The sequence below is a fragment of the Cruoricaptor ignavus genome, from assembly GCF_900141665.1.
Classification (GTDB): domain Bacteria; phylum Bacteroidota; class Bacteroidia; order Flavobacteriales; family Weeksellaceae; genus Cruoricaptor; species Cruoricaptor ignavus.
The window spans coordinates 34,469-60,804 of record NZ_FQYI01000007.1 but is presented as its reverse complement, the minus strand read 5'-3'; the positions used below and the strand labels follow the sequence as shown (position 1 = coordinate 60,804).

24 protein-coding genes are annotated in these 26,336 nt (G+C 48.0%); 11 read left to right on the top strand and 13 right to left on the bottom strand.

What is annotated here, in order from left to right; translation table 11 throughout:
• Positions 1-13 precede the first annotated feature (13 nt).
• A complete protein-coding gene (gene mraZ, locus BUB43_RS07925) occupies positions 14-481 on the bottom strand; it encodes a division/cell wall cluster transcriptional repressor MraZ (protein WP_073179955.1) in 468 nt (155 codons plus the stop codon).
• Between the two features lie 230 nt (positions 482-711).
• Here mraZ and BUB43_RS07920 point away from each other — a divergent pair, with 230 nt between their 5' ends.
• Together BUB43_RS07920 and yihA are read left to right on the top strand one after the other, a co-directional pair.
• On the top strand, positions 712-1,470 hold the full coding sequence (locus BUB43_RS07920; RefSeq protein WP_073179953.1) for an alpha/beta fold hydrolase: 759 nt from the start codon (positions 712-714) through the stop codon (positions 1,468-1,470).
• 75 nt (positions 1,471-1,545) lie between these two features.
• The gene (gene yihA / locus BUB43_RS07915) at positions 1,546-2,169 is read left to right on the top strand and encodes a ribosome biogenesis GTP-binding protein YihA/YsxC (protein ID WP_073179951.1); all 624 of its coding nucleotides are present in this window, start codon (positions 1,546-1,548) and stop codon (positions 2,167-2,169) included.
• On the opposite strand, the gene BUB43_RS07910 is transcribed toward yihA, so the two are convergent.
• The 8 genes from BUB43_RS07910 to BUB43_RS07875 all read right to left on the bottom strand — a co-directional run bounded on the left by BUB43_RS07910 (position 2,166) and on the right by BUB43_RS07875 (position 8,412).
• Positions 2,166-2,492 carry an iron-sulfur cluster assembly protein gene (locus tag BUB43_RS07910; protein WP_073179949.1) on the bottom strand — a complete coding sequence of 109 codons (327 nt, stop codon included), beginning with the start codon at positions 2,490-2,492 and terminating at the stop codon, positions 2,166-2,168. The genes yihA and BUB43_RS07910 overlap by 4 nt on opposite strands.
• 4 nt (positions 2,493-2,496) lie before the next feature.
• Complete coding sequence (locus BUB43_RS07905) at positions 2,497-3,192, bottom strand: 3'-5' exonuclease (protein ID WP_073179948.1); 696 nt, start codon at positions 3,190-3,192, stop codon at positions 2,497-2,499.
• 9 nt (positions 3,193-3,201) lie between these two features.
• Entirely contained in the window at positions 3,202-4,509 is a 1,308-nt protein-coding gene (gene sufD, locus BUB43_RS07900) for a Fe-S cluster assembly protein SufD (RefSeq protein ID WP_083541222.1), read from the bottom strand.
• Between the two features lie 23 nt (positions 4,510-4,532).
• Positions 4,533-5,276 carry a Fe-S cluster assembly ATPase SufC gene (sufC, locus tag BUB43_RS07895; RefSeq protein WP_073180095.1) on the bottom strand — a complete coding sequence of 248 codons (744 nt, stop codon included), beginning with the start codon at positions 5,274-5,276 and terminating at the stop codon, positions 4,533-4,535.
• A gap of 155 nt (positions 5,277-5,431) precedes the next feature.
• The gene (gene sufB / locus BUB43_RS07890) at positions 5,432-6,880 is read right to left on the bottom strand and encodes a Fe-S cluster assembly protein SufB (protein WP_073179946.1); all 1,449 of its coding nucleotides are present in this window, start codon (positions 6,878-6,880) and stop codon (positions 5,432-5,434) included.
• A 30-nt stretch (positions 6,881-6,910) separates the two neighbouring features.
• Complete coding sequence (locus BUB43_RS07885; RefSeq protein WP_073179944.1) at positions 6,911-7,306, bottom strand: four helix bundle protein; 396 nt, start codon at positions 7,304-7,306, stop codon at positions 6,911-6,913.
• 32 nt (positions 7,307-7,338) lie between these two features.
• Positions 7,339-7,668 carry a HesB/IscA family protein gene (locus BUB43_RS07880; RefSeq protein WP_073179942.1) on the bottom strand — a complete coding sequence of 110 codons (330 nt, stop codon included), beginning with the start codon at positions 7,666-7,668 and terminating at the stop codon, positions 7,339-7,341.
• Positions 7,669-7,770: 102 nt separating this feature from the next.
• Complete coding sequence (locus tag BUB43_RS07875; RefSeq protein ID WP_073179940.1) at positions 7,771-8,412, bottom strand: 50S ribosomal protein L25/general stress protein Ctc; 642 nt, start codon at positions 8,410-8,412, stop codon at positions 7,771-7,773.
• Between the two features lie 92 nt (positions 8,413-8,504).
• Between BUB43_RS07875 and BUB43_RS07870 the strand changes: the two genes are divergently transcribed.
• On the top strand, positions 8,505-9,089 hold the full coding sequence (locus tag BUB43_RS07870; RefSeq protein ID WP_073179938.1) for a Uma2 family endonuclease: 585 nt from the start codon (positions 8,505-8,507) through the stop codon (positions 9,087-9,089).
• Between the two features lie 11 nt (positions 9,090-9,100).
• Here BUB43_RS07870 and BUB43_RS07865 read toward each other — a convergent pair whose 3' ends face one another.
• The 3 genes from BUB43_RS07865 to BUB43_RS07855 all read right to left on the bottom strand — a co-directional run bounded on the left by BUB43_RS07865 (position 9,101) and on the right by BUB43_RS07855 (position 12,963).
• Positions 9,101-10,036: a ribose-phosphate pyrophosphokinase gene (locus BUB43_RS07865; RefSeq protein WP_073179936.1), complete on the bottom strand. Its 936-nt coding sequence runs from the start codon at positions 10,034-10,036 to the stop codon at positions 9,101-9,103.
• Positions 10,037-10,157: 121 nt separating this feature from the next.
• Positions 10,158-11,717: an SGNH/GDSL hydrolase family protein gene (locus tag BUB43_RS07860; RefSeq protein WP_073179934.1), complete on the bottom strand. Its 1,560-nt coding sequence runs from the start codon at positions 11,715-11,717 to the stop codon at positions 10,158-10,160.
• Positions 11,718-11,724: 7 nt separating this feature from the next.
• Positions 11,725-12,963 (bottom strand): OmpP1/FadL family transporter, encoded by a 1,239-nt coding sequence (locus BUB43_RS07855; protein ID WP_073180094.1) that lies wholly within the window; start codon positions 12,961-12,963, stop codon positions 11,725-11,727.
• A gap of 442 nt (positions 12,964-13,405) precedes the next feature.
• On the opposite strand from BUB43_RS07855, the gene BUB43_RS07850 reads away from it, so the two are divergent.
• From BUB43_RS07850 to BUB43_RS07835, 4 genes are read left to right on the top strand one after another with little or no spacing between them, the layout of a single operon-like run.
• Positions 13,406-14,656, top strand: coding sequence for a PSP1 domain-containing protein (locus BUB43_RS07850; protein WP_073179932.1), 1,251 nt, complete (start codon positions 13,406-13,408; stop codon positions 14,654-14,656).
• Positions 14,643-15,122: a gliding motility lipoprotein GldH gene (locus BUB43_RS07845; RefSeq protein ID WP_073180092.1), complete on the top strand. Its 480-nt coding sequence runs from the start codon at positions 14,643-14,645 to the stop codon at positions 15,120-15,122. The genes BUB43_RS07850 and BUB43_RS07845 overlap by 14 nt, the downstream gene beginning before the upstream one ends.
• Positions 15,123-15,132: 10 nt before the next feature.
• On the top strand, positions 15,133-17,532 hold the full coding sequence (locus BUB43_RS07840; RefSeq protein ID WP_073179931.1) for a transglycosylase domain-containing protein: 2,400 nt from the start codon (positions 15,133-15,135) through the stop codon (positions 17,530-17,532).
• A 39-nt stretch (positions 17,533-17,571) separates the two neighbouring features.
• On the top strand, positions 17,572-19,113 hold the full coding sequence (locus BUB43_RS07835) for a protein adenylyltransferase SelO (protein ID WP_073179929.1): 1,542 nt from the start codon (positions 17,572-17,574) through the stop codon (positions 19,111-19,113).
• Positions 19,114-19,203: 90 nt separating this feature from the next.
• Here the strand turns inward: BUB43_RS07835 and BUB43_RS07830 are convergent, their stop codons facing one another.
• Positions 19,204-19,752 carry an SPOR domain-containing protein gene (locus BUB43_RS07830; protein ID WP_073179927.1) on the bottom strand — a complete coding sequence of 183 codons (549 nt, stop codon included), beginning with the start codon at positions 19,750-19,752 and terminating at the stop codon, positions 19,204-19,206.
• Between the two features lie 183 nt (positions 19,753-19,935).
• Between BUB43_RS07830 and BUB43_RS07825 the strand changes: the two genes are divergently transcribed.
• Genes BUB43_RS07825 through BUB43_RS07810 form a run of 4 tightly spaced genes read left to right on the top strand, consistent with a single transcriptional unit; the run spans position 19,936 to position 26,336 of the window.
• A complete protein-coding gene (locus BUB43_RS07825; protein WP_073179925.1) occupies positions 19,936-21,303 on the top strand; it encodes a c-type cytochrome in 1,368 nt (455 codons plus the stop codon).
• Positions 21,304-21,328: 25 nt separating this feature from the next.
• Entirely contained in the window at positions 21,329-24,406 is a 3,078-nt protein-coding gene (locus tag BUB43_RS07820; RefSeq protein ID WP_073179923.1) for a TAT-variant-translocated molybdopterin oxidoreductase, read from the top strand.
• Positions 24,407-24,424: 18 nt separating this feature from the next.
• Positions 24,425-25,825 carry an NrfD/PsrC family molybdoenzyme membrane anchor subunit gene (gene nrfD / locus BUB43_RS07815; RefSeq protein WP_073179922.1) on the top strand — a complete coding sequence of 467 codons (1,401 nt, stop codon included), beginning with the start codon at positions 24,425-24,427 and terminating at the stop codon, positions 25,823-25,825.
• Positions 25,815-26,336, top strand: a complete 522-nt coding sequence (locus BUB43_RS07810; RefSeq protein WP_073180090.1) for a DUF3341 domain-containing protein — start codon at positions 25,815-25,817, stop codon at positions 26,334-26,336. The genes nrfD and BUB43_RS07810 overlap by 11 nt, the downstream gene beginning before the upstream one ends.

The following is a 26,336-nucleotide window of genomic DNA, read 5'->3' as shown; positions in this document are numbered from 1 at the left end:
GATTATGAATGACTTACGCTAATTCGTCAAAATTAATTTCACCCATCACCTCCTCGGAAAGCTGCGCAAAATCCGCTTCGTTCGTCGCGATGTTTTCCTCATAAGCCGCCTTATCCCAAATTTCAAAGAACTCACCAACACCGGAAATCACGATGTCTTTCTCTAGGCCTGCGAAAGTTTTCAAATCCTTCGGTATCAGGATTCTTTCGGCCTTATCCACCTCTGCCGATTTTACGCCGGCGGTAAACATCCGGATGAAATCGGCGTTTTTCTTCACGAACCTATTCAGCCCGTTGATTTTCTGCATCAGTTTTTCCCACGGTTTTGCGGGGTACACTTCCAGGCATTTTTGAAACACCGCCCGCTTTATTACAAGCTCTTGATTATCAATGCTTTGCAAATGCTTCACCAGTGATGAAGGAAGCTTCAGCCTGCCTTTATCGTCGATTTTGCACTCGTATGTTTCAAAAAAGAAATTCATTTGGGGACAAATTTATACATAAATTTCCAAAAATTCCCACTTTCTCCCACTTTTTGACTTAATGTGGATAAGTTTTTTTAATCCGCTAATTAATTGATTGCTAAAATGTTAAAGAACTGTTAATGTTTCTCGTTTAAATTTCCCGCCCTTATCTTGAATGATTTTTAATAAAAACTTTTCCTTTATATTTTTTCGTGAAAGTTGTAAATTTGTTGCTTGCTCATCGCACTATGACTTTCAATTTTAAAAAGGATAAAAAATTCTCTTACATCGAAGAAGGTGAGGGCCACCCAATCATCTTGCTGCAAGGTTTGATGGGCGGTCTCAGCAATTTCACTTCGCTTATCGGGTACTTTTCGTCCCGCGGTTTCAAGGTGTTTTTCCCCGAACTTCCAATTTATGATTTACCGGTGTTGAACACCAATCTTTCGGCGCTTGCAAAATTCGTAGCCAAATTCATCGAAGAAAAAGTGGGAGAGCCTGCTACCATCGTCGGAAATTCAATGGGCGGGCACATCGCTTTGATTTTAACCGTCAATCGACCGCATTTGGTAAAAAACCTTGTACTGACGGGAAGCTCCGGGCTTTACGAGCGTTCTTTCGGCGACAGCTTCCCGAGAAAAAGCGACCGCTCTTACATCCGCAAGAAAACGGAAGAGGTGTTCTACGATCCCAGCGTTGCCACGGAAGATTTGGTGGATGAGGTTTTCGCCATCGTGAACGACCGAGGCAAAGGCATCAAAACCGTGATGCTGGCACGAAGCGCCATCAAGCATAATATGGCGAAGGACCTGCACAAAATTGAAACGCCCACCTGCATTATTTGGGGCAGGCAGGATAATGTGACGCCGCCTGATGTGGCGGAAGAAATGCACCGCCTTATACCAAATTCTGACCTGTTTTGGATGGATAAATGTGGCCACGCTGCAATGATGGAAAAGCCGGATGAATTTAACGAAATACTTTATAACTGGCTGAAAGACAGGTAGTTATTAGTTGGGTAAAGAGTTGTAAGTTTAAATGAAAAAGCTTGCAGCCAAAAGCCTATTGCAAAAAACAAAACGATGCTCATCCTAACCGCTGAGTTTGTAAAAAGTTCCGAGAAGTGGCAGAGTTGCCCGCCACCTGAATTGCCAGAGTATGCCTTCATCGGCCGCTCGAATGTTGGGAAATCTTCGCTCATCAACGCAATGGTAGGTAGGAAAGATTTGGCGAAAACTTCTCAGACGCCTGGTAAAACGCAGCTCATCAACCATTTTATTATCAATGAAAACTGGTACCTTACGGATTTGCCAGGCTATGGCTATGCAAGGGTTTCCAAGGTGCAGCGCAAAGGTTTTGAGAGGCTCATCACCAATTACATCCTGAACCGGAAAAATCTTGTGAACCTTTTCGTGCTGGTAGATTCCCGGCACGAACCGCAAACCATCGATCTAGAATTTATGGAATGGTGCGGCGAAAGCGCAATTCCGTTTAGCATCGTTTTCACGAAAACCGACAAGCTGAAACCTGCGGCCATCACTGCAAACATCGAGAATTACAAGGCGAGGCTTTTGGAATTTTGGGAAGGGTTGCCGCCGATTTTCAGCACTTCCGCTGAGAAGAAAATTGGCACGGATGAAATCTTGAACTTCATAGAAGGTACCAATACCGATCTGGAAAGGCAGGGCGTGGTTTTCGGAAGCTAAAGCATTCCCAGCTCAAATCTCGCCTCCTCGCTCATCATATCCTTGTGCCACGCCGGTTCGAAGGTTAGTTCCAGATCCACGCTGCGCACATCTTTCACGATGGACACCTTGTCTTTTACTTCCTGCGGCAGCGTTTCTGCCACAGGGCAATTCGGCGTGGTAAGCGTCATCACCACCTTTACATCGCCTTCGTCGGAAATCTGCACATCGTACACCAGGCCAAGTTCGTAAATGTCCACCGGGATTTCCGGATCGTAAACGGTTTTCAGGACACGGATGATATTTTCGCCAATTTCTGCAATCTGTTCGTCTGTAAATGCCATAGTATCAGTCAGTTAATCGTTCAAGCAAGTCTTCCTGGCGCATTCTCCGGAAAACATTGGCTAAAGTTAATACATCTTTTTCACAATAATCTACGATGCGCTGCAAATCTTTTTCACGGTGATAAACTTCGGCAACCATCGAACCATCGATGTCGTCTTTCGGCGTGGGAACTTTGAAGATGTGCGCCAGAAGCTCCAGCGAGACGAAGGTTTTATAATCGCCAAACTTCCAGAGTTCCATCGTATCCAGGTGCGGAATATCCCACGGTTTTTTCCCGAAAGTCTGGAACGGAAGCGGCGGCATAAAGCCGTTAATCATCGAGCGCCGCGCAATCCACGGGAAATCAAATTCTCTGCCGTTGTGTGCGCAGAGGATTACGCCGCTTAATCTTGGGCTGTTGAAGATTTTACCGAAATCGGTGAGGATTTCCTTCTCATCATCACCGAAAAAGCTGCGGATTTTTAGTTTTTCGCGCTCCATCATCCCCACGGAAATGCAGATGATTTTGCCAAACTCTGCCATTACGCCGGCTCTTTCGTGATAGAAATCTTCCGCGGAAATTTCGTTCTTGCGCTGCGCGAAAGTTTTTTTGTCCCAAAGTTTCTGTTCAGATTCCGGCAAATCTTCCCAGGCTGAAGCGTTCGGCACCGTTTCAATGTCGAGAAAAAGCACCTTTTCTATGGGAATATTCTGCAGCATTTTCCGCGCTTAAAACTCCATTTCCACTTCCAGTTTTTCAGCGAGAAGTTTTGATAATTTCAGCCTAAGTGCTTCAATGTCAATGTTTTGCATAGCATCATTGGCAAAGGCATAGAGCAGAAGTGCCTGCGCTTCTTTTTTGGAAATTCCTCTTGCACGAAGGTAAAAAAGCGCATCTTCATCCAGCTGACCAACGGTGCAGCCGTGCGAACATTTCACATCATCGGCGAAAATTTCCAGCTGCGGTTTGGAATCTATCGTGGCGCCCTCGCTCAGCAGCACATTGTTGTTTTGCTGATAGGCATTGGTTTTCTGCGCAATTTTATCCACGAAAACCTTCCCGTTGAAAACGCCGTGCGCTTTATCCTTGAAGATGCCCTTGTAATTTTGGTAAGATTCGCAATTCGGCTCGTTGTGGTGCACCGCGGTATGATGATCCACCAGCTGTTCATCGCCGATAATCGTGATGCCGTTCATAAAGGAATTGATGTTTTCGCCTTCGTGAATGAAATCCAGATTGTTGCGCACCAGCTTTCCACCGAAAGAAAAAGTATTCACCGTGGCCAGCGAATCGCGTTTCTGGCTTGCGTAAGTGTTGTCAATCAGGTAGGTTTTCTGCGAATCGTTCTGAAGTTTGTGCCAATCTGCTTTTGCATTTTGCCCGACGAAAATTTCGGTAACGGTATTGGTGAACACAAAGTTTTCATCAAAATTATGATGGCTTTCGATGATTTCCACTTTTGCACCCTCATCTGCTATCAGCAGATTCCGCCAGTTATAAAATGAGTTAGTTGCCTGATTATCAGAAATATAGAAGATGTGTATCGGCCTTTCTACCACCACATTTTTCGGAATGTGTAGGAAGAAGCCGTTTCTGCAATAGGCAGCATTCAGGTTGGCCAAGGCGTTGTTTTCGTCGGCTAACTTGTTGAAATACTGCGCGAAAGCTTTGCGGTGCTTGTCGTCATTCAATGCGTAGCGCATCGAGAGCAGCTCTGCATTGGCAAAGGAAATTTTCGAAAATTCCTTGTGCAGAACGCCGTTGATGAAAACGATGCGGTCAAAATCCTCTTCGCCCATCTGAAGCTCATCAAGCTGCGCTTTCGTAACGCTGTGATTTTCAGCGGGGAAGAAGTTGTAATCTTTCTCGGTAATTTCCTCCAGTGAAGTGTACTTGTATTCCTCGTCCTTTTTCGTCGGGAAGCCTTTTTCCGCAAATTTCTGTAGCGCATCCTTCCGGAAATCATCCAAAAAACGGTGATGCAGGCTGCTTAGAAATTCTTCGTGCTTATTCAGGATTTGATTGTAAAGTGTCATTCTAAAAACTTCAAAATTTCAAACTAATTCACCAGCCAATCGTAGCCTTTTTCTTCGAGCTCAAGGGCTAAAGATCTGTCGCCAGTTTTGATGATTTTCCCGTTGGCAAGCACATGGACAAAATCTGGCTGAATATAGTCCAGAAGCCTTTGGTAATGCGTGATTAAGAGCACGGCGTTCCCAGAATTCTTAAAGGAATTCACGCCATCAGCCACAATTCTCAGCGCATCAATATCCAGCCCGGAATCCGTTTCATCCAGGATGGCAAGCTTCGGATCCAGCATCAGCATTTGGAAAATTTCGTTGCGCTTTTTTTCGCCGCCGGAAAATCCTTCGTTCAGCGAACGGGATAGAAAATCCGGACGGATGCCCAGTTTTTCAGCCTTTTCACGTATCAAGGCCAGCATTTCCTTAGCCGGCATTTCTTCCAGGCCTTTGGCTTTTCTGTTTTCGTTGAGAGCGGCCTTGATGAAGTTCGTCACCGAAACACCCGGAATTTCCACCGGGTATTGGAAGGACATAAAAATCCCTTTGTGGGCGCGCTCTTCCGGTGCATCTTCCGAAATATCCTCACCTTCGAAAAAGATTTCCCCGTCGGTAATTTCGTAGTCTTCTTTCCCTGCAATCACCGATGACAGCGTGGATTTTCCGGAACCGTTCGGGCCCATAATTGCGTGAACCTCACCAGGATTAATCCGCAGGCTGATGCCTTTCAAAATTTCCCTGCCTTCCTCAATTTTTGCGTGTAAGTTATTGATTTGTAGCATTTTACCTATTTTATTTTTGAAAGTCTCAAATTTTTCGATACTCAATTTGTGACTGTATCCTAATTGTTTTCAATTGTAATTACGCATCAAACGGAATAATTTCCAAGTCTTTGGAAACCATAATAGCCGTATTAATTGCCTTATCCGCTTCCTAATTATCCCACACTTCCTTCCAGAGAAATTTCCAATAATTTCTGTGCTTCTATCGCAAATTCCATCGGCAGTTTATTCAAAACTTCCTTGCTGAATCCATTGACAATCAGCGCAATAGCTTTTTCCGTGTCAATCCCTCTCTGATTGCAGTAGAAGATTTGGTCTTCGCCGATTTTGGATGTCGTGGCCTCGTGCTCCAGCTGTGCAGCAGGATCTTTGATTTCCACATAAGGGAAGGTGTGCGCACCGCATTCATTGCCCATCAACAAGGAATCGCACTGCGAAAAATTCCGCGCGCCCTTTGCCGTTGGCAAAACCTTCACCAAGCCACGGTAAGAGTTCTGCGATTTCCCTGCGGAAATTCCTTTCGAGATAATCGTAGATTTTGTGTTTTTCCCGATGTGTATCATCTTCGTTCCGGTGTCTGCCTGCTGTTTGTGGTTAGTCACTGCGATCGAATAAAATTCTCCCACAGAATTATCCCCCAGCAAAACACAGGACGGATATTTCCAGGTAACGGCAGAGCCGGTTTCTACCTGTGTCCACGAAATCTTCGAATTTCTGTGGCAAAGGCCGCGCTTTGTCACGAAATTATAAACACCGCCGTTTCCGTTTTCATCGCCAGGAAACCAGTTCTGCACCGTGGAATATTTGATTTCCGCATCATCCAGCGCAATCAGTTCCACCACTGCAGCGTGCAGCTGGTTCTCGTCTCTTGCAGGCGCTGTGCAGCCTTCCAGATACGATACATAGCTGCCTTCATCTGCTATTACCAGCGTGCGCTCGAACTGCCCTGTTCCAGACTGATTAATCCTGAAATATGTGGAAAGCTCCATCGGGCATTTTACACCTTTCGGAATGTAGGCAAAAGAGCCGTCCGAAAACACGGCGGAATTCAGTGCGGCGTAGAAATTATCAGTTCGCGGAACGGCTTTCCCGATGTACTGCCGAACCAAGTCAGGATGGTTTTTAATCGCCTCGGAAATCGAGCAGAAGATGATGCCCTTCTCCTCCAGCGTTTCCTGGAAAGTCGTCTTCACGGAAACCGAATCCATCACGATGTCCACAGCAACGCCTGCAAGCCTTTTCTGCTCCTCAATGTTGATGCCCAGCTTTTCGAAAGTTTTCAGAAGTTCTGGGTCCACTTCGTCCAGGCTTTCAAGTTCTGATTTTTTCTTTGGTGCGGCATAGTATTTTATTGCCTGGAAATCAGGTTTTTCGTAGGTTACATTCGCCCAGTCCGGTTCCTCCATTTGCTGCCAGTTTCGGAAGGCTTCCAGGCGCCATTCCGTCATCCAGTCTGGTTCCTCTTTCTTCGCGGAAATCGCCCGGATGATGTCCTCATTCAGCCCGGTAGGAAACTCCTCGTACTCAATGTCGGTATAAAATCCCGCTTCGTACTCCTTGGTTTTCAGGTCTTCCCGTAAATCGTCTTCAGTGTATTTGGCCATAATTCAGTTCAAAATTTGGAAGTTTAAAGTTTAAGGCTGCTTGAACTTCGCGCCTTTCAGCGTACTTCCGTTGAGATAATTCATAAATGCCGAAATTTTTCGGCTTAAGTCCTCACATTCCTTAAGCAAAGAATTGAAATCTTTTTCATTGATAAAATTCCGGTCAAATAGCCGGTAAAGTTGTGACCGAGTTTCTCCGCAGGAACCTTTTGCAATCGAAAGAAATTGCAGGAATTCTTTATTTCCGTTTCGTTCAAAGCCTTCCGCTATATTGTCCATTATTGAGCCAGAAGAACCATCGATTTGATTGGCAAGTTTAAAGTTGCTTTTCAGAGGCGTATCCTGAATAATGGCATAGATTTTCTGACAAAGAGCACGTGCTCTCTGCCAAATCTCCATATCCTCAAAACGCTCAATTTTCGGCATTCTTTGAACATTAAACCTTAAACTTTAAACCCTTACAACGAAAAACTCTCCCCACAACCACAGGTTCTTGCAGCGTTCGGGTTGTTGAACACGAAGCCCTTGCCGTTCAGCCCGCCGGAATATTCCAGCGTAGTTCCCGCCAGATAAAGAATCGATTTTTTATCGACAAGGATTTTAATGCCGTTGTCTTCAAAAACCTGATCGGTATCGGCCTTCGCATTATCGAACTTCAGCACATATTCCAGGCCGGAACAGCCGCCGCTTTTCACGCCTACACGGATGAAATCCGTCTCAGGGTTGAAGCCGTCTTCCTGCATCAGCCTTGCCGCCGTAGCTTTCGCCTCATCGCTTACCTTGATCATTTTTAATTAGAATGTTTTCAGATTGCAAAGTTACGAATTAACTATAAAGTCCGGGCACAAAAAAACCTGCCTAATGGCAGGCCAATTTATCACCAAAGAAATTTATTCAGTAGCGGCCGGCGCTTCAGCATCCGGAGATTCTGTAGCTGGCACCGCTGTTTCTTCTTCATCGTCATCCGTTCCTGCACCACCTTTCATCGCATTTCTACTCATCTTCACGGCTGCTACCACAGCATTATCAGGGTGCATAAATGTGTAATTTTCGCTCTTGATATCGCCCACATAAAGTTTGTTGCCTATTCTCAGCGGCGTTACATCCACCACGATTTCGTCCGGAAGATTAGCAGGGATGGCCTTCAGCTTCAGCTTTCTGAAAGACTGGCGAAGAACGCCACCTGCTACCACGCCTTTCGCACGGCCTGTGATGCGCACCGGCACCTCCATAATCACCGGCTTGTCATCAGCCAACTGATAGAAATCGGCGTGAAGAATTTTGTCTGTAATCGGGTGAAACTGGATGTCCTGCAGCACGGCAGCAATGGTTTCATCGCCGATTTTGAGCTCTACCGTGTGTGCATCCGGAGTGTAAACCAGGTTCTTGAAAGCCTTTTCCTGCGCGGAAAAGTTCACTGGCTGTTCACCGCCGTAGACAACACAAGGGACTAACTCAGCATCGCGCAAAGCCTTGGTGGATTTCTTGCCCACGCTTTCTCTTTTTGTACCTTGAATTGTAACAGATTTCATTATAAAAATTTTGAGACTGCAAATGTAAGGACTTTTTTCGAGATGGTGAAGTGAATTGTTGAAAATCTTTAACTTTGTATCAAACTGCGGTTATGGAAGTTACCAATTTCAGCGATTTGGATTTATCGAAATCCTATACATACGCCGATTATCTGCTTTGGAAATTTCAGGAAAGGGTGGAGCTTTTCAAGGGGAAAATCTTCCAAATGAGCCCTGCACCTTTGCGGAAACATCAAAGGATTTCATTGAAGATTACCGATGTTTTCCTGCAGGCTTTCCGCTCGCATACTTGCGAAATCTATGTTGCACCTTTCGATGTTCGTTTTCCCGATGTAGATGGGAAAATCCGCACCGTTGTTCAGCCGGACCTCTGCGTAATCTGTGATTTGGAAAAGCTGGATGAGCGCGGTTGTCTCGGCGCGCCAGATTTGGTGGTGGAAATTCTTTCGCCCGGAAATTCAAAGAAGGAATATGACAACAAGTACCGGATTTACGAAGAAAACGGCGTAAAAGAGTACTGGATTGTGCACCCCGGCGAAAAAAATGTGCAGCAGTTTGTGCTTCAGGGTGAAATCTTCATCGGGCTGAAACCTGCTACAGAAGGCGAAATCTTACAATCCCGAATTTTCCCGCAGCTTTCTCTAAGCGTGAGTGAATTGTTTTCCGGGATAGATTAGCAATAGAAAAACTAAATCACGAACTTATCGCTGATGGATTTATGCTCGTGCACCATATGCATTACTTCCGCGAAAAGCGGCGCGCACGAAAGCACCTTTATCTTCGATGAAAGCTCCGTTTTAATCGGGATGGTATCCGTCACAATCACTTCCGAAAGCTTGGAATTTTCTATGTTCTCGTAAGCCTTTCCGGAAAGCACACCGTGCGTAGCCATCGCCCTTACGGATTTTGCGCCCTTTTCCATCAGGATGCTCGCCGCCTTGCAAAGCGTTCCCGCTGTATCTATCATATCATCTATCAAGATTACATTCCTATCCTGCACATCGCCTATCAGGAACATCTCTTCCACCACATTGGCTTTCTTACGCTCTTTGTAGGCAATCACCACTTCTGCGCCCAGGTATCCTGCATAGTTTTTCGCGCGCTTCGCACCGCCCATATCAGGTGAAGCAATCGTCAGGTTATCAAGGTTTAGGGAGGTGATGTAATCCACAAAAATCGTGGAGGCGTACAGATGATCCACCGGAATTTCGAAGAAGCCCTGAATCTGGTCGGCGTGCAAATCCATCGTCATAATCCTTGTAGCACCCGCTGCGCTCAGCAGGTTGGCCACCAGTTTTGCGCCTATCGGTGCCCTGGGTTTATCCTTCCTGTCCTGCCTTGCAAGGCCGTAGTAAGGGATTACCACAGTAATGTTTTTTGCTGATGCTCTTTTGGCGGCATCTATCATCAGCAGAAGTTCCAGCAAGTTGTCTGCCGGTGGAAATGTGGAGCCGATGAGAAAGACCCTGCCGCCACGAACCGACTGATCGAGAACCGGCTCAAATTCACCGTCGCTAAATTCCTGGAAGTTGATTTTGCCTAAATCCTGGCCGTAGTGCTCGGCGATTTTCTGTGCCAAGTCGTAGCTGGTGCGCGTGCTGAAAAGGTAGGAGGATTGTGCCATAGTCTAAGGATGTTGATGCAAATTTAACCAAAATTTAATCCTCGGAAAGTGCCCCAGAGAGAATTAATAGCAAAAAAACGACCCGCATAGGCGGGCCGGTATTGATCATAAGCTGAATAGATTAAGGAAATTCCACGCCGGAATACAGGTTTGCATCCACAAGGGGAAGGTTGGAGCGGTATTTCTGGTTGATAGCCTTCAGGAATTCATTGGCCACCATAGCGTAGCCCTTGCCTGTGAGGTGTATACCGTCTAGAGAGAAGGTGCCTCCCGTCACGAAGCCCGCGTTGTAGCGCACGCCGTTCCACACAATGCCGGACTGGCTGTTCAGCCTGTTCATCAGAGAATTTATGTCAACAAGAGCCAGTCCGTACTGATTTGCGAGGCTGCTGATCGCAGCGTTGTATGCGGCGGTCGCTTTGTTTACATTTTCAATCTCTTTCGCCGTTAGGGAGAAGTTGTCCCCCAGCGGGAAGGTCGCCCCTACGATAAATTGGGTGCCTGCCGTAGGCGCCGCATTGGTCATAGCATCCTTCCCCAATACGGAGGACGAGGTAAGAGTGAGTAGCTCCCCGCTCTTCGCGTGCCTTGCCTGCCCGAAAACCTTGCCGAGCATCGCCGCCTGAGGTGCCGGTACGCCAGCCTGCGAAAATGCCGCGGTAAGCTGCGCAGAGAGGTCCGCCAGAGCGTTATCCACAATCAGAACTGGGTTGGCTCCGGCTGCTGCGAGGTTTACTCTGTCGCCCTGCCCAAAGGCTGTGAGCGCGGCTTTCAGGTTCTTCAGCAGGGCACTATTCATCTGGGTAGCCTGAGCTTCGCTGAGGTTGACCGCGTTATAAGGCACTCTGGTGAAGAACGGCGTGGAGGTGATGGACGGGATATTGGCAATTACGCCTTTCTCCGCTCCGGCAGATTTCATTCCTTCTATAATTATTTTAATAGAACCCGCCACCAGCTCCGGGGAGGAGATGTCGTTGGCTTTGTAAAGTTTCGGATCGGTGCCTGTCTGTACGGTAGCCGGTGCGTGGTAGGTCTGCCCGTTCACGCTTACGGGGTTGGTGCCCCCATTGCTGGCGTAGGAAAGCACATCGTTATTGCCGATCCAGAGGGAGAAGAAGGTGGGCTTCTGAGCTATGGCATCCTGCAGCACGCTAGCGTTTGGCGATGTGGCGAAGCGCACGAAGTAAGGGTTTGCAGTACCGCTCGCCAGCCCGGCGGCGCTTCCGTATCCCGGGGCAATCAGGTGGTAAGATTTCGCGCCCGGAACGCCCATATTTTGGTAAGGTCCTCCAGAAGCCACATTATCCAGATCGCCACCCGCCTTGGTAGGCACCGGCGCGAGCGCCCCGTTTGCCGACTGAAGCATCAGTTTTCCGGCAATGCCCAGATTGGCGAAGCCGCCCGTTTCATTAGGCATCAGCGGCAGTTTAAATTCTCCGCCGCCTGCGGCTTTCATCTGCATAGCCATCAGGTTGGGATAGCTTTCCTGCTGTGCGGAGGCGTAGAGCGCATTGTCCCTGTAGCCGGAGGTCAGCGAGTTGCCCAGTGCTACATATTTGCTGAAATTAGCATCTCCTGCTGTGATGAGGATGTCCTCCACATCATTATCGAAATCATTCTTGCAGCTCATCGCGGTGGCAGCCAGTGCCACGGCCGCTGCCCATATCGTTATTTTTTTCATCAGACAGTTATTTTACAAGGTTATAGCGGAGCCCGAGGCCGAAATAAATAGCTTTCATTTTTGCCTCTCCTACGAAATTTTGATAAGTGTTGTTCACGGTGCGCGGTTCGCCCAGCGGCATGCCCACGGCTGCATCCAGCCCGAAGCCGTTAAAGTTCATCCCGAAGCCGGCGGTAAGCACATGCAGGTTGAAGGATGGAGTTTCTGGGATGAAGTATTCATCATCATAAGGCGTCTCATCGAAATAATAGCCCAGCCTGCCGGCAAATTTCTCATTAAACTGATACTCCGTACCGATGCGCAGGGTGTGGGCGTTGTGGAAGTTTTTCGGTACTGTCAGGATCGTCGGGTCCTCCGGGTGGTTGCCCAGCGGCGCCTGCTCGAAGTCGAGCGTCAGTGCGCTGTATCGGTGCCAGCCGTGGTAGTTCAGGTCTGCGGAAACCTTCCACTGCGGAAGTATGCGGTAGGTAAGCCCAAGGGTGTACTCCTCCGTGAGCGGCAGGGTGGCGGTGAACCTATCCTGCCCGTTCTGATCCAGCCCCACCACGGAATAGACGGATGGTTTTATGTTGAATGCCACTACGCCCTCCTTCGCCTTCATGTCAATTGGCGAGCGGTAGGAGGCGCCCGCCTCAAATTTATCATTCGGTTTAAAGTAAAAACTGATGCCGTAGCCGTGGCCTTTAGCCTTCTCGTCCTTTATGTTCATATTCCCGTTCAGCAGCGTCACGGCGCGCGTCCAGTCCACCAGGCCTTTGGAGTAGATGTAGCTTGCGCCTACGGAGACCTCCGGGGAGAGCTTCACTGCGAGCATCGGCTGAAAGTAAAGCGCCTTCAGCTCCATACGCTGCACGATTTCCCTGCCTTCCCAGTCCTCCGGCCACTCCACCACGCTGCCGTAAGGCGTGGTAAAGCTGAAGCCCAGCGATACCTTGTCATTCAGCTTGTAGGCGAGTGCGGCATACGCAGGCGTACCCAGGGGGTTGTCTGTATCAGTTTTGGTTAAGGTCTGCGGATTCTGGAATGTCACGGTATTTTTGACCCCAATACCTCCGGCAGCCACGCTCAATTTTGCTGGGATAAAAGAAATACCCGCCGGGTGGAAGAATGCCACGCTGGCATCCTCGGTGTGTGCACTGGTGTGTGCCATCGCCAGCTGCCGCACGCCCTGCAGCGAAACGCGGAAGCCTCCCGCGTAGGCAGAAACGCCGGAAAGGAGAGCGATGCTAAATAATATTCTTTTCATATGCGCTTGATTTTTTTTCAAATATAAAATATTTTCTAAAACAAATGTTAATTTTTTAAAAAATTTACAAACGGAATTTATTTTAAATGTTTGTTTAATCGTAAAACTTGGATATAAACTATTGATAATATGTAAGTTAATTACTAAAAACAATTTATTAAATATTTATGTTTAAAATAATCATTTTGTAGTTTTTGTGTAAGATATTCCCTCAAATTGGTTTAAATTTAGAATATAATCTCTATATGCTGTTTATGTGTTTAGTAAATGTTTAACGGTTTGTCTGTGTTTTCGTCCAAAGCAGGTCTAAAAAACCTTTACCAGAGATTTGGAATTTTGACAAAGCTCCCGCTATCCTTACCCTGAAACTGAAAACTCATCCTTAAACTCATTCTTAATCCTTAAATTAATAACTTTGCAGGAATTTTATTAAACAGAAAGTATGAGTTGTGGATGCAAGACATCCGGCGATTCCGCGCATTCCTGCGGCAGTAGCGCGGGCGGCTGCGCCAGCGTAGATACCTGTGGGAACAGCTATAAGTTAAGCGTTTTCGACTGGCTTGCTGGCATAGAAAGCCCTGGCAATACCCCGGAGAACGACTTCGTGGAGGTACGCTTTAAAAACGAACGGAAATCTTTTTTCAAAAATGTGAACCGCCTGCCGCTACACCCGGGCAGCATCGTTACGGTGGAGGCAAGCCCGGGACACGATATCGGCACTGTAAGCCTTACCGGAGAGCTGGTGAAAATGCAGATGAAACGCAAAAAATTCCCGGAAGTACAGGCATTGAAAATCTACAGAATTGCCAACCAGAAGGATGTGGAAATCTGGCATGAGGCGAGAGCAAAGGAGGATTATATAAAACAGCAGGCGAAGAAAGTCGCAGAAGCACTCGGGCTGGATATGAAGATTACCGATGTAGAATTCCAGGGTGACGGCACCAAGGCGACCTTCTACTACACTGCCGACAGCCGCGTGGATTTCCGCCAGCTAATCAAGGAGCTGGCGCTGGCATTCCGCATAAAGGTAGATATGAAGCAGATCGGCTTCCGGCAGGAAGCGGCGAAGATAGGCGGAATAGGCTCCTGCGGCAGGGAGCTGTGCTGCTCCTCCTGGCTTACGGACTTCCGCTCGGTGAATACCAACGCGGCACGCTACCAGCAGCTGAGCATCAACCCGCAAAAGCTTGCGGGGCAGTGCGGCAAACTGAAGTGCTGCCTGAACTATGAGCTGGATTCCTACCTGGATGCCCTGCGGGATTTCCCCTCCTCCAACGCTAAGCTGGATACCGAGAAAGGCCTTGCCTACTGCATTAAAATCGATGTATTTAAAAGGAAAATGTGGTTTACCTATGCGGATAATTCCTTCGCGTGGTACGATCTGGATGCCCCAAAGGTGAAGGCGCTGCTTGCTGAGAATAAAAAAGGGGTAAAGAGCCCGCCGCTGGAAGACCTCGCTTCGCCGCAAAGCCTTACGCCAAAATCTGCCGACCTCATCCAGGAGGATAGTGTGGACAGGTTTGAGAAAAAGCGAAGCGTGAAGCGCAGCTCTAAAAAAGACCGAAAGCCCGCCGCTACTAAACCGCAGCAAAATATCCGTAAAGATGGAGAGAGCGGTGAAAGGCGCCCGCAGAACAAGGGGAGGAAAAATTTACCAAAAAAACCAAAACCAAATGGCGATGCAGGCGCGTAAGATATTCCCCACCCTGCTGGTGGCCGCTGCGGTAGCCATCCCTGCGGCTTGCTCCCGTATGGGCGGCGATGTCTATATGAACAATGTAGAAGGCTCCTGGCAAAAAGAAAGCGCGCAGGTTTTCAGTTTTGAAATAAAGGACGCGCAGCAGCCTAAAAACATTATATTTGTCGTCCGGAATAATGAGGATTATCCCTACAGCAACCTGCGGGTTTTCAGTGTATTAACGAAAGAAGGAGGGAAGGCGGCAACGCCTGATACGCTCAATTTTATCCTGGCAAAGCCCAACGGGGAATGGGTTGGAAGCGGCTTTGGCACCGTGAAGGAAACGCTCTTCCAATACAGAACGAACTACAGATTCCCGGAAAGCGGCCGCTACCGGCTGGAAGTAAGGCAGGCAATGCGCAGGGATACGCTGCCGGGCATAGAGGATTTTGGAGTAATGATAGAAAACACAAAACCGTAGAAACATATTTATGGCAAAAATAAATCAGCCGGAAGGCACGCCGAAATCAACCTTTCCGCTGCCGCGGAAGAAGAAAAAAAACACCGGATGGAGGTGGTGGGTCAGCTTCATCTGGATCGGCCTGCTGGTAACGGTGCTCGGGATAGCGGCACTATTTTTTGGTGTGTCTCAGGGTTTTTTCGGCGAAATGCCAGACACCGAAGAGCTGGAAAACCCAGACATCTATGTGGCTTCCACGATCTGGTCGGCAGATGGGGTGCTGCTCGGGAAGTTTGAAAAAGAAAAAACCATCCCGGTGACTTACAAGGACTTGCCGCCTTACCTCGTGTACGCCCTGGAGGCTAAGGAGGACGAGCGCTTCCGCGAGCACTCCGGAATAGATATAAAATCCGTAGGCCGCGCGGTATGGTTCCGGGGGAAAAGAGGCGGCGGCTCCACGATTTCTCAGCAGCTGGCGAAGCTTCTCTTCACGGGCACGGCATCTCAGAATCCGCTGCAGCGCGCCACGCAGAAACTCAAGGAATGGTCGGCAGCAGTAAGCCTCGAGAAGCGCTATACCAAGGAAGAAATCATCACCCTCTACTTTAATAAATTCGATTTCCTTTTCAATGCAAAAGGCGTGGAGATGGCTTCCCGAATTTATTTTAACAAACATACCAACGAACTCACCCTGCCGGAGGCGGCAACCTTCGTAGCAATGCTGGAGAACCCGCGCAAAAACAACCCGATGCGCTATCCGGAGCGTGCCAAAGACAGGCGCGATGTGGTGCTAAGCCAGATGCTCACTACCGGATACATAGACCAGCAGACCTACCAAAAGGCGGTGGAAACGCCAATAGTAACCGACTATCAGCCGGTGAAGTCTGTGGAGGAAGGGTATTCCGCATATTATAAATTTTATCTTCGGCAGGAAATTAACCAGTATTTGAAGGAATATGAACGCAAAAACGGGAAACTGCTAAATATTTATAAAGACGGCTTAAAAATCTACACCACGCTGGATTCCCGCATGCAGCGCTACGGCGAGGAGGCTGTTAAGGAGCACCTTACCGATCTTCAGCGCAGATTTGATGCGGAGCAGCGCGGCAGGAAGAACAGGCCATTTTACGGCATCAGCGAAAAAACTGCCAACGAGCTGATGCTCCAGGCGATGCGCAGGACAGGCCGTTACAAAATGATGAAGGCTGAAGGAATGCCGGAAGACTCCATTATCCTGGAATTTAAGCAGCCGGTAAAAACCACGCGCTTCACCTGGCAGGGAGAGGAAGAGGTGGAAATGAGCCCGTGGGATTCCATACGCTACCACAAGCAGATAGCTCAGGCGGGGCTAATGTCCATGGTGCCGGGCACAGGGGAAATAAAAACCTGGGTGGGCGGTATCAACTGGCAGCACTTCCAGTACGACCATATTAAACAGGGTAAAAGGCAGGTAGGCTCCACATTCAAGCCGTTCGTGTATGCCACTGCTATTATCAACCTCGGGATGACGCCCTGCAGCACCGTTTCCAATGCCACTTACCAGAAAGGAAACTGGCGGGTTCTAGGCTCCGGCGGCAGCCTTACCCTGAGAGATGCCCTTGCTCATTCCAAAAACCCTGTTGCAGTGCGCCTTATCGAAATGGCATCGCCGAAAAAAGTAGCAGAACTCTGCCGCGACCTGGGCATTACCGAAGAAATCCCGAACCAGTATCCGGTAGCCCTCGGCTCCACAGACATCACGATCTACGAAATGGTGGGCGCCTACGCTACCTTCGCCAATTTTGGTAACTATACAAAACCGCAGATGCTGTGGCGGGTGGAGGATGCCAACGGCCGGGTGATAAAAGAAGTGCAGCCGGAGGTGCGCGAAGTGATGAATGAACTGTATGCCTACACGATGGTAGATCTGATGAAAGGCGTAGCCGCCTACGGTACGGCATCAGGAGAATTGAGGAGAAGAGGAGTGTCTGCAGACATCGAGATCGCTGCGAAAACCGGTACCACGCAAAATAATTCCGACGGGTGGTTTATGGGAATGGTGCCGAATCTCGCCACCGCCGTGTGGGTAGGCTGGGAGGACCGCGCCACCCACTTCTACAGCACCGGAGAAGGCCAGGGTGCGAAAATGTCCCTCCCGATCTGGGCTATTTATATGAAAAAAGTCTGGGCGGATGAAAGCCTCGGAATAAAAAAAGATGATAAATTTATAAAACCGTCCGACTGGACGGGTGATTGTGACGCTCTTCGAGGACTGCGGGGCGGCTACGGAGACGAAGGCCAGCTACAGACGCTCGATCAGCTGAAAAACCCTGAACCTGTGAGGCAGCAGGAGGAAAACCCCTCATCTTCCAGGCCGAAGCCTGCACCGAAACGGGAGGAAAACCTGAACGAAACGCTGAACCAAGGATCAGATATAGATTTTAACAATTAAAAAAAAGAACTACCTTCCTCCGCGGAAGGTTTTTTTAAAATGAATTTAGAAAAGATCTCACAAAATTTTACCCAAGAATTTCCCGGAGATAAATCGGGCAGCCTGATGCCGCGGCAAACCACGGGATTGCTCTATTCTCTCGCACCGCCCGCAGGTTTTCCCGATGCACGGCTGATTCATTTGAATGAAAAGTTGGCAAATGAAATTGGTTTAGGAACATTTGAAAATCAGCAGGATGAGGATTTTCTGAATGCCAATCTCTCCCCAGCATTAGCCAAAAAATCCTATGCCACCGCTTATGCCGGCCATCAGTTTGGCAACTGGGCGGGGCAGCTGGGCGACGGCAGGGCGATTTTCGCCGGAGAAATTGTGAATGATGAGGGAAAAGCAATGGAGCTGCAGTGGAAGGGCGCCGGCGCCACGCCCTACTCCCGCCACGCCGACGGCAGGGCTGTGCTGCGCTCCACCGTGCGGGAATACCTGATGAGCGAGGCTATGCACCACCTGAATGTGCCGACTACCAGGGCGCTGAGCATCAGCCTGACAGGGGAGGATGTGGTGCGGGATATTATGTACTCCGTGCAGCCTGCGGAGGAGCCCGGGGCGCTGATGGTGCGCACGGCGCCGAGCTTTATCCGCTTCGGCCACTTTGAATTTTTATTCGCCAGCGGGGAGGCGGGGCTTACGGCAAAGCTGGCAGATTACATCATAGAAAATCATTATCCTGAAATTTCTTCCAGTGGTGCGCAGAAGTATCTGGATTTCTTCTCTGCAGTCTGCAAGCGTACGGCGAACCTGATGGCGGAATGGATGCGGGTGGGCTTTGTGCATGGGGTGATGAATACGGACAATATGTCCGCACTGGGGCTTACGATAGATTACGGCCCGTTTTCGATGCTGGATGCTTTCGACCTTGCTTTTACGCCCAACACTACGGATTTGCCCGGCAGGCGGTATGCCTTCGGCGAGCAGCCAAAAATCGCACAGTGGAATCTCTGGCAGCTAGCCAACGCCCTGCACCCGCTGATTAACGATGGGGAGGCTCTCCAGGAGATTTTGGATAATTTTGGTGGATACTTCTGGAACAGACACGACCTGATGATGGTAAAAAAATTCGGGTTGGACAGGCTTACTCAAAGCGACCTGCAGCTGTTCAACGCGTGGCAAGGCGTATTGCAGCGGCTGGAGCTCGATTATACGCTCTTTTTCCAGAAGCTGGAGCGGCCGGAGGCGTTCGGCAGAGAGGAGCTTCAGGCAATTTCCTATAAAAAGCTTACGGATACGGATTTAGCAGAATTTCAGGGAGTGATGAATGATTACCAGAAGAGGCTGAGCTCTGCGAGAATCACCAGAGAGGATTCTCTGCGCAAGATGCGGGCAGCAAATCCGCGCTTTATCCTCAGAAATTATCTCCTGTTTGATGCGATTGAAAAACTGACCGATGGCGAGCGCGCACCATTTGATAAACTTTACAGCGCGCTGCAGCGGCCTTATGAAAATATCTTCCCTGAGTTCAATCAGAAACGGCCGGCTAAATATGAGGGTGTGCCAGGGTGCTCGTCGCTTTCCTGCAGCAGCTGAGAAGCTGGGATATGGTGGATGAATGATGGCGGATCAGTTGCTGTTTTGGCTTAACCTCAAGCTGATCGTCAGCCTCGATCCCAACCTACATCATTTCGCTTCCACGCAGAAAATACGGTACTGCACGGCGATGGCGCCGGGATAGGCTTTGCGTATTCTGCTGAGATCAGATGAGGCGCTCTGCTTTGTAAAGTAGCTGCCCACGAGAATCTTGTAATTTGGCCGCAGGGAGGCATCTACTTCCACTTTCAGGCTGGGGAACTGTCGCCGTATATCTGCTTTTATTTTATTTGCCTCATCGTTACTTTTCACCACCGCTGCCTGTATTTTATAACCGAGTATACGAGGGTTCTGCTGGCAGATTTCCGCATTGGTAAGCTCGCGGTTTGCTACTCGGCGTACCGCAGGCGCCGGCGGGCTGTAGGTTCCGTAGGCCTCGTTTCTCCCAGTGTTTCTGGAGCTTGATTTCGAAGTAGCGCAAGTGTTTTCCATACTTTCCAGGGTTTTGCTCACCTCGGCATCCATTAAGATAGTAAGCGGGGTGCCGGCGATGGTGTCTTTCTGAACCACGAGCTGCGCGCTGGAGGGGATTGCTGAAAAAAGAACTGCGAGGATGCAGAATCGGTAGATAAACTTCATTGTAAAAATTTGGGCAAAAATAATATAATTCGAAATTATGGAGTGGTGTCTTATTTAGAATTTGTATAAATTATAATGAGTTGATAAATTGCAGTCGGGATTGCATTGTTAAAAGATCATAAATACCTTACTTTTGCGGAATTGAATGTGTACTCGTTTATTTTTAACACAAGACTATTCTAGATGATAAGTTGGAGAAAGCATTACAAAAGTGCCCTCGTAGCTCTCGGGATGCTGCTTTCGGCAGGTGCACCGCTGCACGCCCAGGAAGGCGATCCAAAAAAAGGTGAGCAGCTCTTTAAGACAAACTGTACGGCTTGCCACGCTTTAGATAAGCAGCTGGTAGGCCCTGCTTTGGAGAAGGTGGAGGAGAGGCTGCAATCGGAAGCCGGTGTGGACAGGGACTGGCTGCATAAGTGGATCAAGGATAATAAGGCGCTTCGTGAATCCGGCGATAAATATGCCAATGAGGTTTATGAGAAGTATAACAAATCCGAGATGCAGCTGTTCCCGAATTTATCGGAGCAGGATATTGATGACATCCTGGCCTATACTGCCAACCCGCCGGCTAAAGAAGAGGCTGCTGCAGGCGGGGAAAAAGAGAATGCAAACTCCCTGAAAGCCATAGAGGATGCACAGAAGAATAGTGTGAACTCACGCATCGTAATGGTTTCATTATTTGTAATTGCCGGGCTACTTCTCTGGCTGCTTATAAGGCTCCGAGAGTTGGTGAAATTGCAAAGAGATGAGACGCTGGATGTGCTGCAGGAAGGCAGAGTGAGGAATTTCGGGGAAATATATGAGAAGTATAACCCAGTCTTTAAGGGGCTTCTCGGTCTTCTTGCGCTGCTCGCGCTTTACGGAATCTGGAATTCCCTTATGTGGATAGGTGTTTATAAGGGCTATAAGCCTGAACAGCCGATATATTTCTCGCACAAGATTCACGCTGGTGAGAATAAAATAGACTGCCAGCTTTGCCACTCCGGTGCGAAGTATGGCAAGGTTTCCGAGATTCCTTCCCTGAATGTATGTATGAACTGCCACAGAAATATTTCTGAATATAACGGTAAATATATGGAGCCCGGCAAGGACAAGGCGTTCTACGATGCGGAAATTCAAAAGATTTACGAACATGCCGGGTGGGACCCTGCAACTCAGTCTTACACAGGTAAAGCCAAGCCGGTACAGTGGGTGAGAATCCACAATATGCAGGATTTTGTATATTTCAACCACGCGCAGCATGTGGTGGCAGGAGAGAAGGCAATCATTGATGGGTTTAACAAGAAAAATCCTAATAACCAGATAGATATTGTCTGCAAAGCTTGCCACGGAAAAATTGACACGATGAATGTGGTGCAGATGGCGAACGACTTTACAATGGGTTGGTGTATAGAATGCCACCGAACTACAGAGGTGGATATGAACAACGGCTACAACCAGGCGTATTTCTCAAAACTGCACGAAAAGCTTAAGAAGCAGTATCCTAAAGATGGCGGCAAAATCACCGTTGATGCCATCGGCGGACTTGAGTGTGGTAAATGTCACTATTAATCTTATATAAAAATCAGAAGTATAAATGGCTTCCAACAAAATACACTTCAGAAGTATTCACGAGCTAAAGGATCCTGAGCTGAATGCGAAGCTGGCTCAGAAGGAGTTTCAGAACGAGATTCCGGTAGATGAGTTTTTGGCTGATGAAAAGCTCAGCACTTCCGCTACTTCCAGAAGAGACTTTCTGAAACTTTTAGGATTCTCAACTGCGGCAGTTTCATTAGCTGCCTGCGAGTCTCCGGTAATAAAAACAATTCCGTATGTTGTAAAGTCTCACGACATTATTCCAGGGATTCCGAATTACTACGCATCAACGCATTTTGATGGTTACGATTTTGCCAGCGTTCTTGTAAAAACTCGCGAGGGCAGGCCAATTAAAATTGAAGCAAATCCTGCAGCTGGGGAGTGGGGAACTACTAATGCCCGCGTTCAGGCAAGCGTGCTCTCCCTATATGATAATGATAAGCTGAAACAGCCAAAATTAAACGGGAAAGATGCAACCTTTGATGCAGTAGATGATTATATGCTTAAAGGCCTTGCTGAGGCTCAGGCATCAGGAAAGAGGATTGTTCTCGTTTCAAGATCATTCCCTTCCCCTACATTTAAAAAACTTTTCGCAGATTTTAAAACCAAATATCCTAATGCAGAGCTTGTAACTTACGATCCCGTGTCGTATGCTGCAAACCTTGATGCGGCACAGGAAGTTTTCGGCAGAAGGGCACTCCCGGTTTATGATCTGAAAAACGCTGAACTGGTAGTGTCTTTCGGTGCAAATTTCCTGGAAGATTTCAACGGTCAGTCGTTATCAAAATCTTATGCGGAGGCACGACAGCCAGGCGCCGGTATGCTTAGACATATTCAGGTTGAGTCCAACCTGTCACTCACCGGAGCAAATGCTGATACCCGCTACAGACTGAAGCCATCCGCAGTATATAGGACGCTGGTGGAAGTTTACAATGCGATCTCTGGCGGCGGAACTTCCGACAAAAATGCAGCAGCCATTGCCAAAGAACTACAGGCTAAGGGCAGTAGGGCAGTAGTTTTCGCAGACGGCTCGAAGGCGGCTATTGTACTTTCTCACCTTATCAATCAGAGACTTGGGTCAGCTGCTTTTACCGGAGCTGCAAATTATCTTAAGGAATTTGACGGTGCGCGCTACGAAGAATTTTTAACTTGGCTGCAGTCAGGTCAGGTCGGGGTTCTTATTACAAATAATATTAATCCGGTATATACTGCTGCCAAAGGCCGTACATTTAAAGATGCGGTTGCAAGAGTGCCGTACACACTCGCCGTTGCGGATAAGAAAAACGAAACAGCAGCAACTGCCAAAGCAATAATACCAGCAGCGCACTGGTTGGAATCCTGGGGCGACCTTCAGCCTGCGAGCGGCGTGTATAGCCTTATTCAGCCTACGATTCAGAAAATTTTCAAATCCAGGCAGATAGAGGAATCCCTTCTGGTTTGGATAAACGGAAAAAATAATCCGGCGAATAATTATTACGATTATCTCAAAGCAAATTCGGCTCAATATTTAGGTGGCAAATCTTTCAACAAAGCATTGTACGATGGCTACAATGGTCAGCTTGCTGCCGCAGGGCTAAGCTATACCGGAGGGAATGCAGCACAGGCGATTTCCGAGCTGAGCGCTTTCCGCCCATCTGAGCTGGAACTCATGCTTTACACCAAAACGGGCGTGGGAGACGGTACTCAGGCCAATAACCCTTGGCTTCAGGAGTTGCCAGATCCTATTACAAGGATGTCCTGGGATAATTATTTAACGGTATCTCCTAAAGATGCCGAGCGCTTAGGACTTGAAAATACGCTGAACGGTAGGATGCAGCTCGATGGATCCAGGGTGAACATTACCGCAAACGGCATTACGCTGAAAGATGTGCCGGTATTTATACAGCCGGGCCAGGCAGATGGATCCGTAGGTCTTGCCCTTGGCTATGGTCAGGTGGGCGCAGGAAAAGTTGCCGAGACAGGGATAAATGCTTACCCGCTTTTCGACGGTTCTAATCTTGCAGTTTCAAATGTAAAAATTGAAAAAGCCAGCGGGAAACATAAATTTGCCGGGATGCAGCTGCAGAATACCCTGATGGGAAGATATGATATTGCCAAGGAAGTTTCCCTAGATGATTTCATCAATATCAAATACGATGATCCTAAGAAAGGCTGGAATAAGCCAATAGAGTATCATACACTTACTAGTGCGGCTCCGGCTGATAAAATTGATCTTTGGGATGCGTGGGATGATACGGACGGTCCGCATTTTAACCTTTCTGTAGATCTCAATGCCTGTACCGGTTGCGGAGCCTGCGTGATTGCCTGCCAGGCAGAGAATAATACACCTGTAGTAGGAAAGGATGAGGTGCGTATGTCCCGCGATATGTATTGGCTGCGGATAGACAGATATTATTCCTCCAGCGAAAAACTTAATGTGAAAGACGCACTTGACAAAGGTATGAATGTTCCTGATATGTATGGGAACGCCTTCAGCAAAGAGGCTGGCGTACTGAACCATCCGGCGGATAATCCTGATGTGATATTCCAGCCCGTAATGTGTCAGCATTGTAACCATGCGCCTTGCGAAACCGTTTGTCCTGTGGCGGCAACTTCACACGGTAAGCAGGGGCAGAACCAGATGGCTTACAACAGATGTATCGGTACTCGCTACTGTGCTAACAACTGCCCATATAAAGTCCGCAGATTCAACTGGTTTACTTACAATCTGAATGATAAGTTCGATTATAACATGAATAACGACCTTGGCCGTATGGTGTTGAACCCGGATGTGGTAGTAAGGACCAGGGGGGTAATGGAGAAATGCTCCATGTGCATCCAGAAGACACAGCTTACAATTCTTGAAGCCAAGAAGGAAGTCAGAAGAGTCGCGGACAGCGAATTCCAGAATTCCGTAGCTTGCGCCACGGCGTGTCCATCCGGGGCTATGAAGTTTGGAGATATGAATGATAAAGAATCTCTTGTACGCCAGCTCTATAAGAGCGACAGAAGGTACCACCTGCTGGAGGAAATCGGCACAAGGCCAAATGTCTTCTATCATACCAAGGTAAGAAACAGAAGGGAAGAAAATAATGTTTAAACAATTAAGAGCTTAGAAATGTCACATTACGAAGCACCGATTAGGGAACCGTTAATTCTTGGTCATAAGACTTATCACGACATCACTGAGGATATTGCCAGGCCAATAGAGGAGAGGGCCGGCAAACTTTGGTGGATCTCAATGACGCTCGCGCTGATTTTGTTCATCTATGGCTTTGGCTGCATAGCCTATACAGTGGGCACAGGTATCGGCTCCTGGGGCCTGAACAGGACAGTAAACTGGGGTTGGGATATTACTAACTTCGTATGGTGGGTGGGTATCGGCCACGCCGGAACGCTGATTTCTGCCGTACTCCTGCTCTTCAGGCAGAGATGGAGGATGTCCGTAAACCGTTCTGCAGAGGCAATGACGATTTTTGCAGTAGTCCAGGCAGCAATCTTCCCGCTAATCCACATGGGTAGGCTTTGGCTTGGGGATTGGGTATTCCCGGTGCCAAACCAGTTTGGCTCCCTTTGGACTAACTTTAACTCGCCGCTACTCTGGGACGTATTCGCTATTTCTACCTACTTCTCAGTATCTTCAGTATTCTGGTTTGTAGGGCTTATCCCGGATTTTGCTATGATCCGCGACAGGGCTAAGACACCTTTCACCAAGAAAATCTATACCTTCCTGGCTTTCGGGTGGGGAGGAAAAGCTAAACATTGGCAAAGATTTGAAGAGGTGTCACTTGTGCTTGCGGGCCTTGCAACACCGCTGGTATTCTCGGTACACACCACCGTATCATTTGACTTTGCGACATCTGTAATTAAAGGATGGCACTCTACCATCTACCCACCATATTTCGTTGCCGGTGCTATTTTCTCAGGATTTGCAATGGTACAGACGCTGCTGCTGGTTGCCAGGAAAGTTTGCCACCTTGAAGATTACATCACAATGTATCACATCGAAATTATGAACATTGTAATTATCGTTACCGGAGGCATGGTTACTGTTGCGTATGCAGTGGAATATTTCATTGCGTGGTATTCCGGCTCAAGGTTTGAAGATTTCACTTACCTTTCCCCGGGTGCAGCTACTGGACCTTACTGGTGGGCTTTCTGGGCACTGATAATCTGCAACCTTATAATCCCGGCATTGTTCTGGTTTAAAAAGGTGAGAACCAACATTATTGCGACCTACCTGATTGCCTTGGTAATTAATATCGGTATGTGGTTCGAGCGTTTCGACATTATTGTAATCAATCTTTCCAGAGATTATCTACCAAGTTCCTGGACAATGTTTAAGCCGACAATCATTGATGTGGGCGTATATCTGGGAACCATAGGGTTCTTCTCAGTCCTATTCCTGCTCTATGCAAGAACATTCCCCGTGATTGCGCAGGCTGAGCTAAAATCCATACTTAAAATATCTGGTGAAACCTATAAAGCTAAAGAAGGAGATGAGCACCATGAACACTAATAAAATAATCTACGGACTTTACGCAGACGATGATGAAATGATGCAGGGCATAAAAGCTTGCAACGAAAAGGGCATCGCGATCAATGAAGTTTATACACCTTTTCCGGTACACGGGCTGGATAAAGCATTGGGTCTTCGTAAGACTAGGATTTCCGACGCTGCTTTCCTTTACGCCATATATGGCTTGCTGATAGGAGGGTTGGTAACTTGGTATACAATGAACCACGACTGGCCGCAGAACATCGGCGGTAAGCCGGCTTTCGACTGGGCACACAATATGCCGGCATTCGTTGTTCCCATGTTCGAGCTTATGGTTTTCTGCTCTGCCCACATGATGTGTTGGACATTTTTCATCAGAAATAGAATGTACCCACTAGCGCCGGCTCAAAACCCTGATCCGAGGACTACCGATGATAAGTTCCTTGTAGAGTTCGTTGGAGGAGATGTCGAAAAAATCAAACAGATACTCGTAGAAACCGGTGCTGAAGAAATAACTGTAAAAGACGCTTAA

Coding starts and splice junctions, on each gene's coding strand:
- BUB43_RS07820 (WP_073179923.1), top strand. CDS start 21,329: ATGGCTTCCAACAAAATACACTTCAGAAGTATTCACGAGCTAAAGGAT.
- BUB43_RS07880 (WP_073179942.1), bottom strand. CDS start 7,668: ATGATCAAGGTAAGCGATGAGGCGAAAGCTACGGCGGCAAGGCTGATG.
- BUB43_RS07870 (WP_073179938.1), top strand. CDS start 8,505: ATGGAAGTTACCAATTTCAGCGATTTGGATTTATCGAAATCCTATACA.
- BUB43_RS07910 (WP_073179949.1), bottom strand. CDS start 2,492: ATGGCATTTACAGACGAACAGATTGCAGAAATTGGCGAAAATATCATC.
- sufB (WP_073179946.1), bottom strand. CDS start 6,880: ATGGCCAAATACACTGAAGACGATTTACGGGAAGACCTGAAAACCAAG.
- BUB43_RS07920 (WP_073179953.1), top strand. CDS start 712: ATGACTTTCAATTTTAAAAAGGATAAAAAATTCTCTTACATCGAAGAA.
- BUB43_RS07865 (WP_073179936.1), bottom strand. CDS start 10,036: ATGGCACAATCCTCCTACCTTTTCAGCACGCGCACCAGCTACGACTTG.
- yihA (WP_073179951.1), top strand. CDS start 1,546: ATGCTCATCCTAACCGCTGAGTTTGTAAAAAGTTCCGAGAAGTGGCAG.
- BUB43_RS07835 (WP_073179929.1), top strand. CDS start 17,572: ATGAATTTAGAAAAGATCTCACAAAATTTTACCCAAGAATTTCCCGGA.
- nrfD (WP_073179922.1), top strand. CDS start 24,425: ATGTCACATTACGAAGCACCGATTAGGGAACCGTTAATTCTTGGTCAT.
- BUB43_RS07850 (WP_073179932.1), top strand. CDS start 13,406: ATGAGTTGTGGATGCAAGACATCCGGCGATTCCGCGCATTCCTGCGGC.
- BUB43_RS07860 (WP_073179934.1), bottom strand. CDS start 11,717: ATGAAAAAAATAACGATATGGGCAGCGGCCGTGGCACTGGCTGCCACC.
- BUB43_RS07855 (WP_073180094.1), bottom strand. CDS start 12,963: ATGAAAAGAATATTATTTAGCATCGCTCTCCTTTCCGGCGTTTCTGCC.
- BUB43_RS07885 (WP_073179944.1), bottom strand. CDS start 7,306: ATGCCGAAAATTGAGCGTTTTGAGGATATGGAGATTTGGCAGAGAGCA.
- BUB43_RS07825 (WP_073179925.1), top strand. CDS start 19,936: ATGATAAGTTGGAGAAAGCATTACAAAAGTGCCCTCGTAGCTCTCGGG.
- BUB43_RS07845 (WP_073180092.1), top strand. CDS start 14,643: ATGCAGGCGCGTAAGATATTCCCCACCCTGCTGGTGGCCGCTGCGGTA.
- sufC (WP_073180095.1), bottom strand. CDS start 5,276: ATGCTACAAATCAATAACTTACACGCAAAAATTGAGGAAGGCAGGGAA.
- BUB43_RS07905 (WP_073179948.1), bottom strand. CDS start 3,192: ATGCTGCAGAATATTCCCATAGAAAAGGTGCTTTTTCTCGACATTGAA.
- BUB43_RS07875 (WP_073179940.1), bottom strand. CDS start 8,412: ATGAAATCTGTTACAATTCAAGGTACAAAAAGAGAAAGCGTGGGCAAG.
- BUB43_RS07810 (WP_073180090.1), top strand. CDS start 25,815: ATGAACACTAATAAAATAATCTACGGACTTTACGCAGACGATGATGAA.
- BUB43_RS07840 (WP_073179931.1), top strand. CDS start 15,133: ATGGCAAAAATAAATCAGCCGGAAGGCACGCCGAAATCAACCTTTCCG.
- sufD (WP_083541222.1), bottom strand. CDS start 4,509: ATGACACTTTACAATCAAATCCTGAATAAGCACGAAGAATTTCTAAGC.
- mraZ (WP_073179955.1), bottom strand. CDS start 481: ATGAATTTCTTTTTTGAAACATACGAGTGCAAAATCGACGATAAAGGC.
- BUB43_RS07830 (WP_073179927.1), bottom strand. CDS start 19,752: ATGAAGTTTATCTACCGATTCTGCATCCTCGCAGTTCTTTTTTCAGCA.